Origin of the sequence: Allomuricauda sp. CP2A, from assembly GCF_001683915.1 — a bacterium.
Taxonomy (GTDB): domain Bacteria; phylum Bacteroidota; class Bacteroidia; order Flavobacteriales; family Flavobacteriaceae; genus Flagellimonas.
The window spans coordinates 26,650-41,785 of the sequence record NZ_LXTT01000027.1; the positions used below are offsets into that span (position 1 = coordinate 26,650).

The 15,136-nt window shown below is 40.8% G+C and carries 16 protein-coding genes and 1 tRNA gene; 12 read left to right on the top strand and 5 right to left on the bottom strand.

What is annotated here, in order from left to right; genetic code table 11:
- Positions 1-14 precede the first annotated feature (14 nt).
- The 6 genes from A7D14_RS20340 (at position 15) to A7D14_RS04000 (ending at position 4,706) form a co-directional block, all read left to right on the top strand.
- Positions 15-173 (top strand): sterol desaturase family protein, encoded by a 159-nt coding sequence (locus tag A7D14_RS20340; protein WP_255307382.1) that lies wholly within the window; start codon positions 15-17, stop codon positions 171-173.
- Entirely contained in the window at positions 137-397 is a 261-nt protein-coding gene (locus A7D14_RS03980; RefSeq protein WP_067030307.1) for a hypothetical protein, read from the top strand. Before A7D14_RS20340 ends, A7D14_RS03980 begins: the two co-directional genes overlap by 37 nt.
- 317 nt (positions 398-714) lie before the next feature.
- A complete protein-coding gene (locus tag A7D14_RS03985; protein WP_067030309.1) occupies positions 715-1,578 on the top strand; it encodes a ThuA domain-containing protein in 864 nt (287 codons plus the stop codon).
- Between the two features lie 180 nt (positions 1,579-1,758).
- Positions 1,759-3,720: a glycoside hydrolase family 3 protein gene (locus A7D14_RS03990; protein ID WP_067030312.1), complete on the top strand. Its 1,962-nt coding sequence runs from the start codon at positions 1,759-1,761 to the stop codon at positions 3,718-3,720.
- A 444-nt stretch (positions 3,721-4,164) separates the two neighbouring features.
- The gene (locus tag A7D14_RS03995; protein WP_067030315.1) at positions 4,165-4,434 is read left to right on the top strand and encodes a helix-turn-helix domain-containing protein; all 270 of its coding nucleotides are present in this window, start codon (positions 4,165-4,167) and stop codon (positions 4,432-4,434) included.
- Positions 4,435-4,436: 2 nt separating this feature from the next.
- On the top strand, positions 4,437-4,706 hold the full coding sequence (locus tag A7D14_RS04000) for a hypothetical protein (RefSeq protein ID WP_067030318.1): 270 nt from the start codon (positions 4,437-4,439) through the stop codon (positions 4,704-4,706).
- A gap of 21 nt (positions 4,707-4,727) precedes the next feature.
- On the opposite strand, the gene A7D14_RS19815 is transcribed toward A7D14_RS04000, so the two are convergent.
- Both A7D14_RS19815 and A7D14_RS04010 read right to left on the bottom strand, forming a co-directional pair.
- The gene (locus tag A7D14_RS19815; protein ID WP_141673210.1) at positions 4,728-4,970 is read right to left on the bottom strand and encodes a hypothetical protein; all 243 of its coding nucleotides are present in this window, start codon (positions 4,968-4,970) and stop codon (positions 4,728-4,730) included.
- A 395-nt stretch (positions 4,971-5,365) separates the two neighbouring features.
- Complete coding sequence (locus A7D14_RS04010) at positions 5,366-5,587, bottom strand: hypothetical protein (RefSeq protein ID WP_141673211.1); 222 nt, start codon at positions 5,585-5,587, stop codon at positions 5,366-5,368.
- 221 nt (positions 5,588-5,808) lie between these two features.
- Between A7D14_RS04010 and A7D14_RS04015 the strand changes: the two genes are divergently transcribed.
- Together A7D14_RS04015 and A7D14_RS04020 are read left to right on the top strand one after the other, a co-directional pair.
- Positions 5,809-6,195: a plasmid mobilization protein gene (locus A7D14_RS04015; protein WP_067030326.1), complete on the top strand. Its 387-nt coding sequence runs from the start codon at positions 5,809-5,811 to the stop codon at positions 6,193-6,195.
- Positions 6,192-8,498, top strand: coding sequence for a relaxase/mobilization nuclease domain-containing protein (locus tag A7D14_RS04020; RefSeq protein WP_067030328.1), 2,307 nt, complete (start codon positions 6,192-6,194; stop codon positions 8,496-8,498). Before A7D14_RS04015 ends, A7D14_RS04020 begins: the two co-directional genes overlap by 4 nt.
- 205 nt (positions 8,499-8,703) lie before the next feature.
- Here A7D14_RS04020 and A7D14_RS04025 read toward each other — a convergent pair whose 3' ends face one another.
- On the bottom strand, positions 8,704-10,041 hold the full coding sequence (locus A7D14_RS04025; RefSeq protein WP_067030331.1) for an ATP-binding protein: 1,338 nt from the start codon (positions 10,039-10,041) through the stop codon (positions 8,704-8,706).
- Between the two features lie 223 nt (positions 10,042-10,264).
- Positions 10,265-10,337: transfer RNA gene (locus A7D14_RS04030), tRNA-Met, on the bottom strand.
- 251 nt (positions 10,338-10,588) lie between these two features.
- Here A7D14_RS04030 and A7D14_RS04035 point away from each other — a divergent pair.
- Positions 10,589-11,956 (top strand): alanine/glycine:cation symporter family protein, encoded by a 1,368-nt coding sequence (locus tag A7D14_RS04035; RefSeq protein WP_067030333.1) that lies wholly within the window; start codon positions 10,589-10,591, stop codon positions 11,954-11,956.
- Positions 11,943-12,827, top strand: a complete 885-nt coding sequence (gene era / locus A7D14_RS04040) for a GTPase Era (protein ID WP_083157974.1) — start codon at positions 11,943-11,945, stop codon at positions 12,825-12,827. Before A7D14_RS04035 ends, era begins: the two co-directional genes overlap by 14 nt.
- Positions 12,828-12,831: 4 nt before the next feature.
- Here era and A7D14_RS04045 read toward each other — a convergent pair whose 3' ends face one another.
- A complete protein-coding gene (locus A7D14_RS04045; protein ID WP_067030336.1) occupies positions 12,832-13,335 on the bottom strand; it encodes a GTP-binding protein in 504 nt (167 codons plus the stop codon).
- Positions 13,336-13,411: 76 nt separating this feature from the next.
- Here A7D14_RS04045 and der point away from each other — a divergent pair, with 76 nt between their 5' ends.
- Positions 13,412-14,713, top strand: a complete 1,302-nt coding sequence (gene der, locus A7D14_RS04050; RefSeq protein ID WP_067030339.1) for a ribosome biogenesis GTPase Der — start codon at positions 13,412-13,414, stop codon at positions 14,711-14,713.
- 189 nt (positions 14,714-14,902) lie between these two features.
- The coding region (locus tag A7D14_RS04055) for an AbiH family protein (RefSeq protein ID WP_218058503.1) at positions 14,903-15,136 on the top strand (234 nt) is incomplete at its 3' end.

A 15,136-nucleotide genomic window follows, 5' to 3' on the forward strand; every position in this document is an offset into this window, starting at 1 on the left:
ATATTGGAGAACATGTGCTGAAAAAAGGACAATTTGGTTTTCTTCGCAAACTCATATTGACTCCTTCGCACCATCGCGTGCATCATGGTAGAAACCCCCTGTATATGGACACCAATTTCTGTAACCTTTTAAACATATGGGACAGGAATTTGGAACATATCAAGACAAGGTAGATGAACTTCCCATCCAATATGGCATAACTCGGGAAATGGACTCTGGAAGCTTTTTTGATGTCTATTTTGGTGAATTTAAGGCACTTTACAAAGATGTAAAAAATGCTCCGGGCCTAAAAAATAAAGCTCTATACTTGATAATGCCTCTAGGGTGGAGCCACATTGGTGAGCATCAAACTGCTAAAATTGTTCGAAATCAATTTTTGAATCAAGATTCAAAATAGACACGAACAAATCTTACATAATTGTCTTCAGCTCGAATATAATCTAATCCGTTGAATTGCTAGCTAAGAGGTATAAAATTTTACCAGACCAGTGATACAGTGATGGTATTTAACCCCTTTCGGATAATGTGCACACTCAAAAAACCTGTCGGCACTATCCGAATTGGCGTTGAACGCATTGAATGGACAATCTGTAAATACAAATAACCCGGAGATGGATTCGCTGTTTATTGATGCAGCTCGGGGTCATGGCGGCACCAAACTTCAGATTGAGTCAGGACTGAAAAAATTGATTCAACATAACCAAGAATAGTAGTATGAAACGCAAACTAAAAATCGTCTTAAAGATTGTTTTGGGATTGTTTTTACTGTTCGTAATAGCAATGGGCCTTTTTATCTATAAAGCGCGCTATGGATTTAATTTTTACGAAAGCGACCCACCAGAGTTACCTGCGGATATGATCGGAAATACGATCCTGCTATTCTCTAAAACGAATGGGTTTCGACATGGCGAAGCGATTGATGCTTCCATTCCCGCTTTTGAGAAAATGGCCAAGAACAACGGATGGAAACTTTTCTCTACGGATAATGGTGCTGTTTTTAATCCAGAGCAATTGCAAAAGTTTGACGTGGTCATTTGGAACAATTGTAGCGGAAAGGTTTTGGACGAGGAACAGCGCAAAAATTTCAAATCCTATTTGGAAAATGGAGGCGGTTATCTAGGCGTTCATGCCTCTGGCGATAATTCCCATCAGTGGGAATGGTATGAAAAAAATGTAATCGGCACCCTGTTTTCCCATCATTCGTTGAATCCACAATTTCAAATGGGAACAATGTATTTAGAGGAAGGAAATGAAACACTGACTAAAGCTCTACCGACCAAATGGGATCGTGAAGAGGAATGGTACGTTTTCTATGACAGTCCGCGCGACAAGAGTTTCAAAGTTCTTTACACATTGGATGAAGGCAATATGGACATGAGCGGAAACATTCCACTTTTGGCTTCCGATAAGGATTTTGGTATGGGTGAAGACCACCCCATTGTTTGGTACAATACGGTTGGAAAAGGTCGGGTGTTCTATTCCGCCCTCGGCCATGCGGGTAGTGCGTTTGAGGAACATGAACATTTACAAATGCTTGAAAATGCGATTCAATGGGCCGGAAAATTCAATGACGAATAGAAAAATAAGAATATCCTAACTTAAAAAAAGAACACATGAAAAAATCGATTGTTAATTTGTTGGGTATGGCATTAATTATGTCAGGGGCGATCTTATCCGCCCAAACTGAAAACACCCGTGGTTGGCTTAATGATTAAGCTTTCCGTAGTCGGTTAATAGGGATTACTTAAACACATAGAAATGAAAAAAATCTTAAAATTTCTCAAATACGGCCTATTGGCCATACTAGGAATTCTAATTGTCGCTTTCTTAGTGATTTATATAAAAATGGCATTGGCATCAAGTAGTAATTTTGATTTGCTTGGCGAAGAGGCGACTTCTAGTACCCAAAACGGAATCTCGTATAGGGATTTGAATAAAAATGGAAAATTAGATGTCTATGAAAACCCAAGAGCATCCCTAGAAGAACGTGCTAACGATCTCGTATCCCAAATGACCTTGGAAGAAAAAGCAGGATCCATGTTCGTCAATATGATCGGTACGACCCCTGACGGGGAACCTATGGAAAAGCCTGTTTTTTCTACGGATCTGATGACCTTGATTATGTCCTTTATGCTGCCGTCCAATTCGGAAATGATCGCCCAAAAGAAAATGAACAGCTTTAATATTCTAACTTCCATAGATGCCGATCTTTTGGCAAAATACAACAACAGCATACAAAAAATGGCCGAACGCACGCGTTTGGGCATTCCCATAACCATTGCCTCTGACCCCCGTCACGGCACCGAAAATAATCCGGGAGCGAGTTTGTACACTCCGGCATTCTCCCAATGGCCGAGTTCATTAGGCCTAGCAGCAACAAGGGATACAGTATTGGTTCGTGAGTTTGCAGATATCGCAAGACAGGAATATACGGCTGTCGGTATACGTTTGGCGCTGCACCCAATGGCCGACTTGGCAACTGAGCCAAGATGGGGAAGGTCGAACGGCACTTTTGGCGAAGATGCGCATCTCTCTGCAATGATGACCAAAGCGTACGTCTTAGGATTTCAAGGCGATTCGTTAGATCAAAATGGGGTCGCCTGTATGACAAAACACTTTTCTGGGGGCGGCCCGCAAGAAGATGGGGAAGATGCACATTTTCCTTATGGAAAGAACCAAGTATATCCCGGAAATAATTTCGACTATCACGTAATTCCGTTTACCGAGGGGGCTTTCGAGGCAAATACGGCCCAGATAATGCCTTACTATGGAATTCCGATAGGGCAGACCAACGAGGATGTGGCTTTTGGTTTCAACAAGGATATCATAACCACATTACTTCGAGATTCTTTAAATTTTAAGGGGGTAGTTTGTACGGATTGGAACATTATTACCGATTCGCGAATGGGCGAAGGCCGTGCATGGGGCGTTGAAAATTTAACTCCCAAAGAGCGGGTAAAAAAAGTAATCGATGCGGGTTGTGATCAGTTCGGCGGCGAAAGCATACCAGAACTTATTGTGGAATTGGTAAATGACGGAACAATTTCCGAAGAGCGCCTAAATATTTCCGTAAAACGGATTATGCTCGATAAGTTTCGGTTGGGACTTTTCGATAATCCCTATGTGGACGAAAAAGAAGCTGCACAGATTGCCGGAAAAGAGGCTTTCCGCGAGAAGGGAAAAATTGCGCAAGGTAAATCAATGGTGCTATTAAAAAACGATGGATTGCTTCCCCTTAAAAAAGGAACAAAGATTTATGCCGAAGGAATGCTGACCTCGGAAGTCATCAATACAAATGGAACTTTAGTAGACAGCCCTCAAGACGCCGATGTTATCTTAAAAAAGATACGAACACCGTTCGAGCCAAGGGATGAGTATTTTCTGGAAAGTTTCTTCAATCAGGGAAGGCTATATTATTCAGATGAAGAGAAAAAGGAACTATTGGAGCTGATAAATCAAAAGCCCTCGATTGTTGTAGCCAATCTGGAACGCGCTGCTATTTTAACGGAAATCGATAAGGCCTCAAGTGCCCTTTTCGGAGAATTCGGCACAAGCGATGAAGTATTGATGGACGTACTTTTTGGAAAAGTAAATCCCTCGGGAAAACTACCTTTTGAACTTCCTTCTTCTTGGGAAGCCGTTGAAAACCAAAAAGAAGACGTGCCCTATGATTCGAAAGACCCACTATATCCCTTTGGACATGGGTTATCTTACAAGTAACTATAAATCATGATATTCTTTAATTTGAGAATTGAAGATGTTTAGACAACCTCGCCAAACCTATATGGTATTCGGGCTATGAAATCTTGATTTATAGTATCACATTTTGTGATACCCAATGTAAACTATCTTTTTGATCTCTTACTGATTACCTATATAAAGGCGAGGTATCAATATGTTAATTATTAATATCGCAAAGCCTTGTTTTAACCATTAGTGAAACGTTCATTTAATTAAGTAATGCGTGGGTTTTCCCCAAGCCTCTGCGGATATCGGGCAAAAGGACAAGCGGCCTTTTTGCCGCTTGCCTTTTTTCTACCTGACCACAAAAGGTTAGGATGTGTCTATTTAACTGATACCTCATAACGAATTAACGTGTGATTTGTCGAAATCCAAAGTCCTAGCTTAATAGAAAGCATACCTTATAGGGGTATAAATCATTTTATGGAGGTGGTCGTTTTACATAAGGAGGCTTTTTACGCGCTGTTCAAAAAGGTGGTCGAACATCTTGAAGCTGACAGGAAGGACACCGAGGATAAATGGATCGATGGTGCGGAGGTAATGTCCATACTCAGAATAAAGTCTACTACCACGTTACAGAAATTAAGGGATGAGGGTAAAATCAGATATTCCCAACCTCAAAAGAAGATTATCCTTTACGATAGGGAATCCGTTATGGAATATATCGAGAAACATGCCCGAGAAACTTTTTAATCATGGAAGAAGAAATCAAAGTTGACGAAAAATTTAAAAATTCCTTTAACCTGGGCTACCGGGTGGCAAAGGAGTTGAACCTAAAAACGCATATTCTTCAGAACCAAGAGAAGCTAATGTCAAAAAATCCGATGCATATGGGTATGCAGCAGTTCATTGATGAAGCTAAACTTTCTGTAAACATTAAAAAGACCGAATCTTTGAATCAAAGTATGGACGATACCCTTAAGAGGAAGAAGGGAAAATCAAGAGGTAAAGGACCGAGCCTGTAGTTGCTTAAAAGTTTTATGCTATCAAATTATTGCCGAACAGTAAATATCCATAACCTCTAGAATATCCTCATAGGTATATTCATCCACAGGCGACAAATCGAACTCACTGGCGAAATTACATAGAAGTACTTTGAGTTCTTCAATAGTGTCCCCTTCCAGACCGCTGAGATTGGGTTCGTAGATTTTATAGGCCAAAGACCTGCCGAATTCCCTATCGAATTCCTTTTCGGAATAAGTGTCATCGTCATGTTCGTAACCCTCCAAATTATTCAGATATTTTTGGTTAACTACCCAAAAATTTAAGCCGGTAACTTCGTCATTTTCCAGGTTATTTTTAAAACGCCGTAGCCTCTCAAATAGGGCAAGTTCAATTTCATAGGGCAGGTCAAATCCGTAATGGTTAACACTTTCGAACAAGTCGGTAATAGCCCTGCTATTTGATTGCGGTCCGAAGCAAAATTCCATCAATAATTTACGGAGTACTGTCTATTTGAAATAGGCCACCGTGGCCGAATTGACCTCTTTTGTGATGAACATTTTGTCGCTGATACTGATCAATGGGCTTTAAATTTTGAAGTTGTTTGCAGGTTGGGATTTTAAGATTACCCAAAGATACCGAGAAGAGAATTTAACCGAGTTTGTTATTCGCAATTTAACTTTTACCACCAATTATATGTTCCCCAAGCCGCTGCGGAAGTCGCACAAACCTTCCATTCCAATCCTCCCGAGCGGGCGACCTTCGACCGCCCACTTTCGGTCGTCTTTCCGTTCCAGTTTTGCCCGACACCCTCACGGCCGCCCGAAAGCCCAAGCGGCGGAAATGCCGCTTGCCCTTTTCTCCCCCTACCCACAAAAAAGAAGATATTTCCATGTCTTTCCACTATTTTTTAAACACCGTATCAGACCAGATAAATCTACTAGCTGTACCCATTTATATTGATATGGTCTTATATGATTTATCAAGTTAAATAACTGATTATAAGTTATTTATATTCAATATTAATCACTTATATTTATCCGTGAAACGGATAGCGAGGTGTATTCTAAGTAACTTAGAATTGTCTACTTCTTACGAAGTGTTTTGCATTAAAAAGCAGGAAAAATGGAACAACAGAAAAGAGGTCGAAAACGATTGGGAAAAATGAAACGGTATCACAATATCATGCTGCGTTTCAACGATGCGGAATATGATAAATTGAAAAAAATATGTGAGTCTTACAACTTGGATATTTCTGAAAGGGGAGTTATAAGTCCGCTTTTAAGAAGACTAGTTCTGCAACAAAAAACGGAAGAAAAAGATAGACTCCCCAACACCTCGAATCTTGCTTACCATATTAATAAAATTGGCAATAATATTAATCAATTAGTCAAGGTTGCGCATCACAAGAATTTGAGAAGTCCGAACAGTAGTTTGCAAAATGAAATAGGTAAAACAAACGAATTGCTTTATGCACTTTTGGAAATTACAAGGGAAGATAAATCGGGATGATAGGAAAAATCATTTATGGCGAAACCTGTACCGGAACATTGAACTATGTCTTCGGAAAGAAGGGTATGCAAATACTTGGTTACGGCAATACATTTTCCCAAAGCATATCGCCAAAATTCTTTGGAAGCTTACTTCATTTTCAGGGGCAGCGTAACGCCACCAAAAACCGCTACGCCCATATCAGTTTGAACCTTCCGCACGGGGAACACCTTGACGACAAGACCTTCCTGAAAATCTCCGAAGAGTACATGGAGAATATGGGCTACGGAGAGCAACCCTATGTCGTGGTAAGGCACACCGATACCGAACACGAGCATGTCCATATTGTGACTACCAATGTAAAGGAAAATGGAAAAGTACTCAGAATCTTCAATAGCCATCGAAGGAGCATGGCAACACGGCAACATCTCGAAAAGAAATACGGCCTGAAACCTGCTCCGATAACGAAACGGAAAGAGCAACTGCCGATTCACCGATTGCCCGAGCTTCAAACAGGTGCGGACGCAACCCAAGGAACACGGTATTATTTACAGGATGTACTCAACAGTATTAACCAAAAATACAAGGTGCGCAGTTTCGAGGAACTCGCAAGATTGGTCAAACCCTATCATATTCAAGTAAAAACTACTAAAACCGAATCGGGAAGGGTAGGAGTTAAGTACGGACTGAACAATCAAAAGGGCTACCAAACGAGTTTCATCAACGGCTCCGAGGTGCACCGCAACCTGAGCGGTCCGAAACTGCAAAAGGTCTTCGATATACATTCCAAGTCGAAACTTTTGCCCATGAACCGTAAACGTCTGTTGAAACAGATAGAGACTACCTACGACCTTTTTCAGACCATCCATCCGCATGACCTAGAAGAAGTAGTCAAGGAATATCAGGACATCGACATCAAACTGGACAAAAACGAAAATGGCATCGAGGGATATACCATCCATGACAAATCGATGTATGTTTTCAGGGCAAGGGAACTTTCTCCAAAAATCCGAATGCAAAAGCGTTTGGATATTTTCGGAAACGGCAACGAACCTACGCGGATCGATACCGAGAGCAAGCAGTTCAAATTGGAAGTACAAAAAACGATAAAAGAGGCACTCATAACATCTTATCTGAAATCCCCGAAAGAGAACGGACTATTATCGGAACATATAATGACCAAGGGCTTCGGTAATATCGTTCCAAGTTTGAAGGCCTCTGAAAAATTTCGTTTTTTGGAACGCTACGTCCCAACAACAAAACAAGAGGAATTCAGGAAGTTGCTATCTACCGTCTTTCCCATTGTCAAAGAAAGATTGTGCGAAGTTGAGACCAAAAAAGAAAAGGCCGTGCTGCAAGGTAAATTCGACCTGATAGGAAAGGTATTGAAAAACAAGATTTTCGATGTTGGCACTGAGCAGGGGAGCGTTCGTCTATTGTTTCAATCTTTGGGAGTAAAGTATAATGACAACCAATTGTCCTTTACGAATTCCAATAGGCATACGGTTCCCGTAGAATTGGGCAAACTGTCTTTTCCAAAGGAGATGGAGAACTATGTGTCCTCTGGATTCGTACGTCAGAACCATTTGATGCTCGAAACGTTGTCCGAAAAGTCTTCCGAAAACAGTACTAAGCTGACGGCGACCGCAATGTTCCTGCCGATGATATTCCCGAAGCTCTACAATAGAATGAACCCGGAACACAAAAAGCGGTATGAAAGCTTGGCCTTAAGTGCCTATGTAAAAAGTGCCGAACGGACGCACGCCCCATTTGAAAAATCGGCAAAGGATTATATCGCTCTTTTCAATGGAAAGGGATTCTATTTTACGCGAGGTGAGAAAGGGTTCAAAATCAAATCCATTTATACGGGCAACGAATCGAGTCATACCCTGTCCAAGAGAACGAGTCTTTATTTAAATGCGATTCCCGATTTAGCTAAAGTCTTACTGGAACAACAGCCCGTTATCAAAAATTTATTGGAAGAGGGCAGGAACGATTTAAAAAATCTCTGGGTAGGACATCTTTTGGAAAAAGGACTTTATGACAAAGTCACTTATATGCTAACGGCGGAAAATGTACGACCTAATTTGCACCGCAAGGTAATTCAGCATCATATGGATAATGGATTTCGGCGGAGTCTCGTGCAAGTATCCCAAAGGCAATCCAGTATCAAACGGAACCGTGCGCTCAGAAAAGGAGTGTATGTCATTGACAACTTATTGGGTGGTAGCGGCTATAAAGAGGAAGAATTATTCAACGGGTTCAAGGACGAGTTTACGGATTTTACAAAACCGAGGAGTAAAGGCATGGGGCCATCTTTATAGCATGAATACAAAATTTAGCGCCCTAAAGGGCGCTTTTTTTTGTGGATAGGGAGAGAGAAGAAAAAATCTATTTAAAGGAAAAAAGGAAAACCGAAAGTTGTTTAGTAGCTATGCGAATAATCCCGACATGAACCCCGACATTTTAGCGGAAACCCCCGTTTTATAAGGGATTAATCCCGACATGAATCCCGACAAGATAACACTCTTAAAGCTCGTAGCCACTGGTATCGATAACGTATTTAGTGCTCCTTCCTTCGCCCTCTTTTTTTAATATGGAAAGTTCAATAAGCTCATCAATGTCCCGTAGTACCGTTCTATCAGCAATATCGAATAACGCCCGGTACTCACTATTCGTAATATATCCGGCTTTTTTTACGGCTTTAATAGCAGTTTTTTGTCTATCGTTTAAATTCAACTTAGACAAATACTTTTCATTGTATATATCTTTAAAAATGGTAACAGAGAGGCCACCACCTTGTTCTTGAATGAGCGGTTCGATAAGCCCATGTTTTTTACACTCTTCAATAATCTTTAATGTTCCACGCCCCCAGGATTCGATGTGGCCACCTTTATAAAAAGCATTGGCAAGCAGTTTATTTCTTGGATAAGACCCGTGTTCTTTTTTTAAATCTTCGACGGATAGTTGTTCTGGAAGTTCGCCGATATTCCAAAGGGTTATCCTATCCTCATAAATTCTAATTGTGATTGGAGTAACTTGATAAGAACGATGGACGATGGCATTGAACAAAGCCTCGCGAAGCGCTTCAAATGGATATTCGGAAGTTTCGATTCTTTGTAGACCTTCATAACTTATATCCCTAACAATGTATTTATTGTTTAGGACTTCAATTGTTGCGTCGGCAAGTTCAAAGGCGTTACTTTCAATAACGTCTTGCGAAAGCAGTTCAGTAGGGGAATCCCCAAACTTTCCAATTTTCAGATAAGCACTTGTAAAGAATTTCGTTGGTTCTTTTCCAAAAAGAAGGATGGCAGCTCGATTTAGATTCCCATTATCATCTATTAATCCAAGATTTCTTAAAATAAAATCATCGGTCGTTGATTCCTTGATAGAGGGGATGCGACCTGTTTTTATGGCGCTTTTTTTAAAACTCTCAACGGCGTTAAGGTCAATATCATCGATTGTTGCGTTGGGTACAGTTACCTCGTCCCAACTTAAATTACCTTTTTTGAGGATAAAATCTTCTAAAGCAGAACCATTGAGCAACTGATTGGTACTACCACTCCTCAAATAGAATTTGCCTCTGTAGGAAACAGGGGAAGAAAACGTATCTACAAGTATTTCAATAAAAAACTTACCATCTTCTTCATGAAGGTTTATCTCGCATACTATGCCCGTAGTATCCCTGATTTTATTGGGCAACTCATCAAGTAAGTTTTTGTAATTACTTACCCCGACTACTTCTCCGCTATCATTTTTTCCAATATAAATTGCGCCACCATTTGCATTCGCAAATCCAGAGACCCATTGTAGATATTCGTCTCGCCAAGATTGTTTCCATTCTATATTTTGTTGTTCGGGCATCTATATAATGTAGGACTGTTTTCTTATGAATATCAAAGTTAGGCCATTAAAATATTATTAAAGAATCAATTTTAGGAAATAGCGGCTAAGTTGTTTGAGGAGTCTTTGAACTATTGTCTACTAATAAGACATTCCATTAGGAAATGGCACAATTTGTTTTACCTATGTTTTACCCATTCAATAAAAAAAGCCTCTCAATTTCTTGAAAGGCTTGGTTTACTAGTAGCGGGGACTGGACTCGAACCAGCGACCTTCGGGTTATGAGCCCGACGAGCTACCTACTGCTCTACCCCGCGGTTTATATTTTAAGGTTGCCTGCGATTGCAACTGTATTCCAATCTTTCAATGCGAGGAGCCCGACGAGCGGACCCTGTGCTGAGCACTTCGACATGGCTCAGCGTAAACTAAACCGAAGCATACTGCTCTATCTCGTAATGGACGGCAAATATACAACGTTTTTCGGGTCATTTCCAAACGAATGTCAATATTCCTAATTAGATTTAAGTCAATCCAACCTAAAATCCATAAATTCGACCTTTTTGACTTTATGAAAGCTATCAATGACGTTTTATCTGCGATGTTGCCGTATACCGAATGGGCCATGCTCATTCTACTTATCGGTGGTGGATTATTTCTGGTGTTTCAATCCAAATTTTTGCCCTACAGATATTTTCGGCATGCCATAGCCATTACAGCAGGTAAGCATGACACCAAAGATGCAAAAGGGGATGTAAGCCACCTGCAGGCATTGTCTGCCGCAGTGGCGGCCACTGTTGGACTCGGGAATATCTCTGGAGTGGCCATTGCCATTTATATGGGTGGACCAGGTGTTGTATTTTGGATATGGATGACAGCATTGATAGGCATCTGTATAAAATTTTATTCCTGTAGCTTGGCCATTATGTTTCGGGGAACCGATTCTAATGGCAAACTCCAAGGAGGACCCATGTTCTACATTACAAAGGGAATTGGACCCAAAGCCAAACCGTTGGCCATTTTTTTCTGTATAGCAGGATTGTTCGGATTTTTAGGGGTCTTCACTGCAAATCAATTTACGCAAACATTTATGAATGTGGTAAACCCCAATGAAAATTTGGCCATGTTGGGTGATTTTAATTGGAAGTTGATCATAGGCATTTCATTGGCAGTGATTACCTCATTGGTCATTTTTGGAGGATTGAATAAAATTACCAAAGTAGCCACAGCAATAGTTCCATTTATGGTTTTGCTATATTTTTTGGCAGTCATTGTGGTAATGGCCACCAATGCTGCCCAAGTTTTACCGTCTCTGAAACTTATTATCACCGAGGCTTTCAATTTTAAAACTATGGTAGCCGGTGGTTTTTGGGGATTGGTGATTTTGGGTGTGCGACGAGCCATGTTTTCCAATGAAGCGGGTTTGGGAAGTGCACCTATGTACCACGGTCAATCCAAAACAGATGAACCTATCCAAGAAGGATTGGTTGCCATGCTGGGCCCCTTTATAGACACCATAATTGTTTGTACCCTCACGGCTGTCGTAATTATTCTGAGCGGAGCCTATCTAGAAGCTGAAAGCAATGGTATTTTAATGACGCTCATTGCTTTTGAAAAATCCTTATTTGGTTATGGCGATATATTGTTGATGGTCATAGTGTCGGCATTTGCCTTATCAACATTGTTCACCTATTCCTATTACGGTGTAAAATGCCTTTCTTTTTTGACCAATGCCAATATTGGAAAATACTACAATTGGTATTTTGTGGCCACAATTGTTTTTGCTGCCGTCGCTTCGGTGGATTTGGTCATCAACCTTATAGATTTGGCTTACGCCCTTATGGTGATTCCCAATATGATAGCCGTACTTTATTTATCACCTAAAGTAAATGTTGCGGCAAAGAAATATTTCGCAACTTTGAAGCGTGAAAAAACATAAAGCAGGTTTCGTAAATATTATTGGCAACCCCAATGTGGGCAAATCCACATTGATGAATGCCTTTGTGGGCGAAAAATTGTCCATTATCACCTCAAAGGCACAGACTACACGCCACCGGATTTTGGGAATTGTGAATGGTGATGATTTTCAGGTGATACTTTCGGATACCCCCGGAATCATAAAACCGGCTTACGAGCTCCAAACTTCCATGATGGATTTTGTGAAATCCGCTTTTGAAGATGCCGATGTGCTGGTCTATATGGTGGAAATAGGAGAAAAGGCATTGAAAGATGAGGCTTTTTTCCAAAAAATTCAGAACAGCAAGATTCCCGTATTACTTTTACTGAACAAAATTGATACCTCAGATCAGGAAATATTGGAAGAACAGATGCAATATTGGCAAGGTTTGTTGCCCAAGGCAGAGATTCATCCCATCTCCGCGTTGAAAAACTTTAATGTGAAGGAGGTGTTCAACCGTATTTTGGAATTGCTGCCCGAAGCACCACCTTACTATCCCAAAGACCAGTTGACCGATAAACCGGAACGCTTTTTTGTGAATGAAACCATCCGCGAGAAAATATTGATGCACTACAAAAAGGAAATTCCCTATGCCGTTGAGGTGGAGACCGAAGAATTTTTGGAGGATGACAAGATTATCCGCATCCGTTCCGTGATCATGGTGGAACGCGACACCCAAAAAGGTATCATCATCGGACACAAAGGAAGTGCCTTAAAAAGAGTAGGGGTAGAGGCCCGAAAAGACTTGGAGAAATTCTTTGACAAACAAGTTCACATCGAACTTTATGTGAAAGTCAACAAAAATTGGCGCAGCAATGCCCAACAGCTCAGACGTTTTGGTTACAACGGATAAACCGTTATTGTTTTTGGAATCCAGAAATCTTTTGTCGGATAAAATCCTTTAACTGCTCCGTTTGGGGTTTACCCTTGGCTCTTCCCATGCGGCCAAAAGCGTATAGGGCGAACCAAATCACTGTCAAAAAAAACATGCCCACCAACCAAAAAGTAACATCCTTGCCCAGTGAATGGTTGGAGTAGGCAAAAATGCCCAAGATGATAAAAAGGGTGCCAACCCCAAAATGCAGGAACATAAAAAACGTCCAAAGGGTTGGGTTGGGGCCAAAGACCCCGTGGATTTTGCTCACACCTTCCTCAAAAGAAGTAAGTTCCAAATGAAGCTGCGGTGACCAAAAGGTGATCTCTGATTTTCTGAACTTAATATAGATATGCTCATCCAGCCGTTTCACGACAAAACGACCCTCTTCAGACTGGTCAAAAACCTGCTTTAAATGTTCAAGATCGGTTTTCAAAGCGACTTGAAAACGGGGTCGCAATACAATTTCGTTGGTGAAATCGCTCATAACATATTGAAATAGATGAAAAAAGGTATCATTTTTTCTTCATAATAAATGGTACTTTTGCCAAAAATTAAGGCAGATGGGAGCTATTGTGGCCATTGTGGGGAGACCCAATGTAGGAAAGTCTACGTTTTTCAATCGATTGATCCAGCGTCGCGAGGCCATTGTGGATGCCACAAGTGGTGTTACCCGGGACCGTCACTATGGAAAAAGCGATTGGAACGGCAAGGAATTTTCCGTTATCGATACCGGAGGGTATGTCTTGGGAAGTGATGATGTCTTTGAAAAAGAAATCGATAAGCAAGTGGAATTGGCCATCGATGAAGCCGATGCCATCATCTTTATGGTGGATGTGGAATCTGGGGTCACCGGAATGGATGAGGATGTGGCCAAATTGTTACGTAAGGTGGACAAACCCGTTTTTTTGGCCGTGAACAAAGTGGACAACGCCCAACGAATGGCCGATGCCGTTGAGTTTTATGCCTTGGGATTGGGAGAATACTATACGCTATCCAGTATCAATGGCAGTGGAACCGGAGAACTGTTGGATGCCTTGGTCAAGGTGCTCCCGGAAAAAATTGAAGAGGAGAGTGAATTACCACGCTTTGCAGTTGTGGGAAGGCCCAACGCCGGAAAATCATCCTTTATCAATGCCTTGATCGGGAAAGACCGATACATTGTTACGGATATTGCAGGAACGACCCGGGACAGCATCGATACCAAATACAATCAGTTTGGATTTGAATTTAATTTGGTGGATACCGCAGGAATCCGAAGAAAATCCAAGGTCAAGGAAGATTTGGAGTTTTACTCCGTAATGCGTTCTGTACGAGCTATTGAGCATTGTGATGTCTGTATTTTGATGCTGGATGCCACCCGAGGCTTTGACGGACAGGTGGAAAATATCTTTTGGTTGGCCCAGCGCAATAACAAAGGCATTGTGATTCTGGTCAACAAATGGGATTTGGTGGAAAAGGAAACCAATTCGGTGAAGGAATATACCGCCAAAATAAAAGAAGCCATTTCGCCTTTTGAGGATGTTCCCATTCTTTTTGTTTCGGTATTGAACAAACAACGGATTTTCAAGGCCATTGAAACGGCTGTGGAGGTCTATAAAAACCGTTCAAAGAAAATCGTGACCCGAAAATTGAATGATATTATGCTGCCCATCATTGAACATACGCCACCTCCGGCCTACAAGGGAAAATATGTAAAAATCAAGTTTTGCACGCAATTGCCGACACCTTATCCGCAGTTTGCCTTTTTCTGTAATTTACCGCAATACGTTCGGGACCCCTACAAACGGTTTTTGGAGAACAAACTCCGAGAAAATTTTGATTTTACCGGGGTGCCCATCACTATTTTTATGCGGAAGAAATAGGGGTGAATCCTAAAATTATAAAATAGAGTGTTTTGAAATCCAATAAATTGGGCTTGATTGCTTAAATTGTGAATATACGATAAAGGCAAAAGATTTAAATAAGATAATTGAATGGCATGCCAGAAAAAGGTAAAGGATTACCAGCTTTATTTATAAAAAATGGCTAACCGGACAATTAAATTTTTTTAAATGAATACTCTAATTATTATTGGGAATGGCTTTGATTTAGCTCATGATTTACCAACATCGTATGGCCATTTCCTTGATGATTTTTGGTCAAAGCTTAGGTTCAGATACGAGGAGCCTTTAATAAGGGATATCATTTATGTCAACCCAGAATTTTTTAGAGTGCTAACAATTAATACTATATTAAATTTTGATAGCTTCATTAAAAATTTAAAAGAGTATTCGAAAGAATATGGT

Bases quoted from the DNA above. Each gene is read 5' to 3' on its own strand.
- A7D14_RS03980 (WP_067030307.1), top strand. From the start codon at position 137: ATGGGACAGGAATTTGGAACATATCAAGACAAGGTAGATGAACTTCCC.
- A7D14_RS03985 (WP_067030309.1), top strand. From the start codon at position 715: ATGAAACGCAAACTAAAAATCGTCTTAAAGATTGTTTTGGGATTGTTT.
- A7D14_RS03990 (WP_067030312.1), top strand. From the start codon at position 1,759: ATGAAAAAAATCTTAAAATTTCTCAAATACGGCCTATTGGCCATACTA.
- A7D14_RS03995 (WP_067030315.1), top strand. From the start codon at position 4,165: ATGGAGGTGGTCGTTTTACATAAGGAGGCTTTTTACGCGCTGTTCAAA.
- A7D14_RS04000 (WP_067030318.1), top strand. From the start codon at position 4,437: ATGGAAGAAGAAATCAAAGTTGACGAAAAATTTAAAAATTCCTTTAAC.
- A7D14_RS04015 (WP_067030326.1), top strand. From the start codon at position 5,809: ATGGAACAACAGAAAAGAGGTCGAAAACGATTGGGAAAAATGAAACGG.
- A7D14_RS04020 (WP_067030328.1), top strand. From the start codon at position 6,192: ATGATAGGAAAAATCATTTATGGCGAAACCTGTACCGGAACATTGAAC.
- A7D14_RS04025 (WP_067030331.1), bottom strand. From the start codon at position 10,041: ATGCCCGAACAACAAAATATAGAATGGAAACAATCTTGGCGAGACGAA.
- A7D14_RS04035 (WP_067030333.1), top strand. From the start codon at position 10,589: ATGAAAGCTATCAATGACGTTTTATCTGCGATGTTGCCGTATACCGAA.
- A7D14_RS04045 (WP_067030336.1), bottom strand. From the start codon at position 13,335: ATGAGCGATTTCACCAACGAAATTGTATTGCGACCCCGTTTTCAAGTC.
- der (WP_067030339.1), top strand. From the start codon at position 13,412: ATGGGAGCTATTGTGGCCATTGTGGGGAGACCCAATGTAGGAAAGTCT.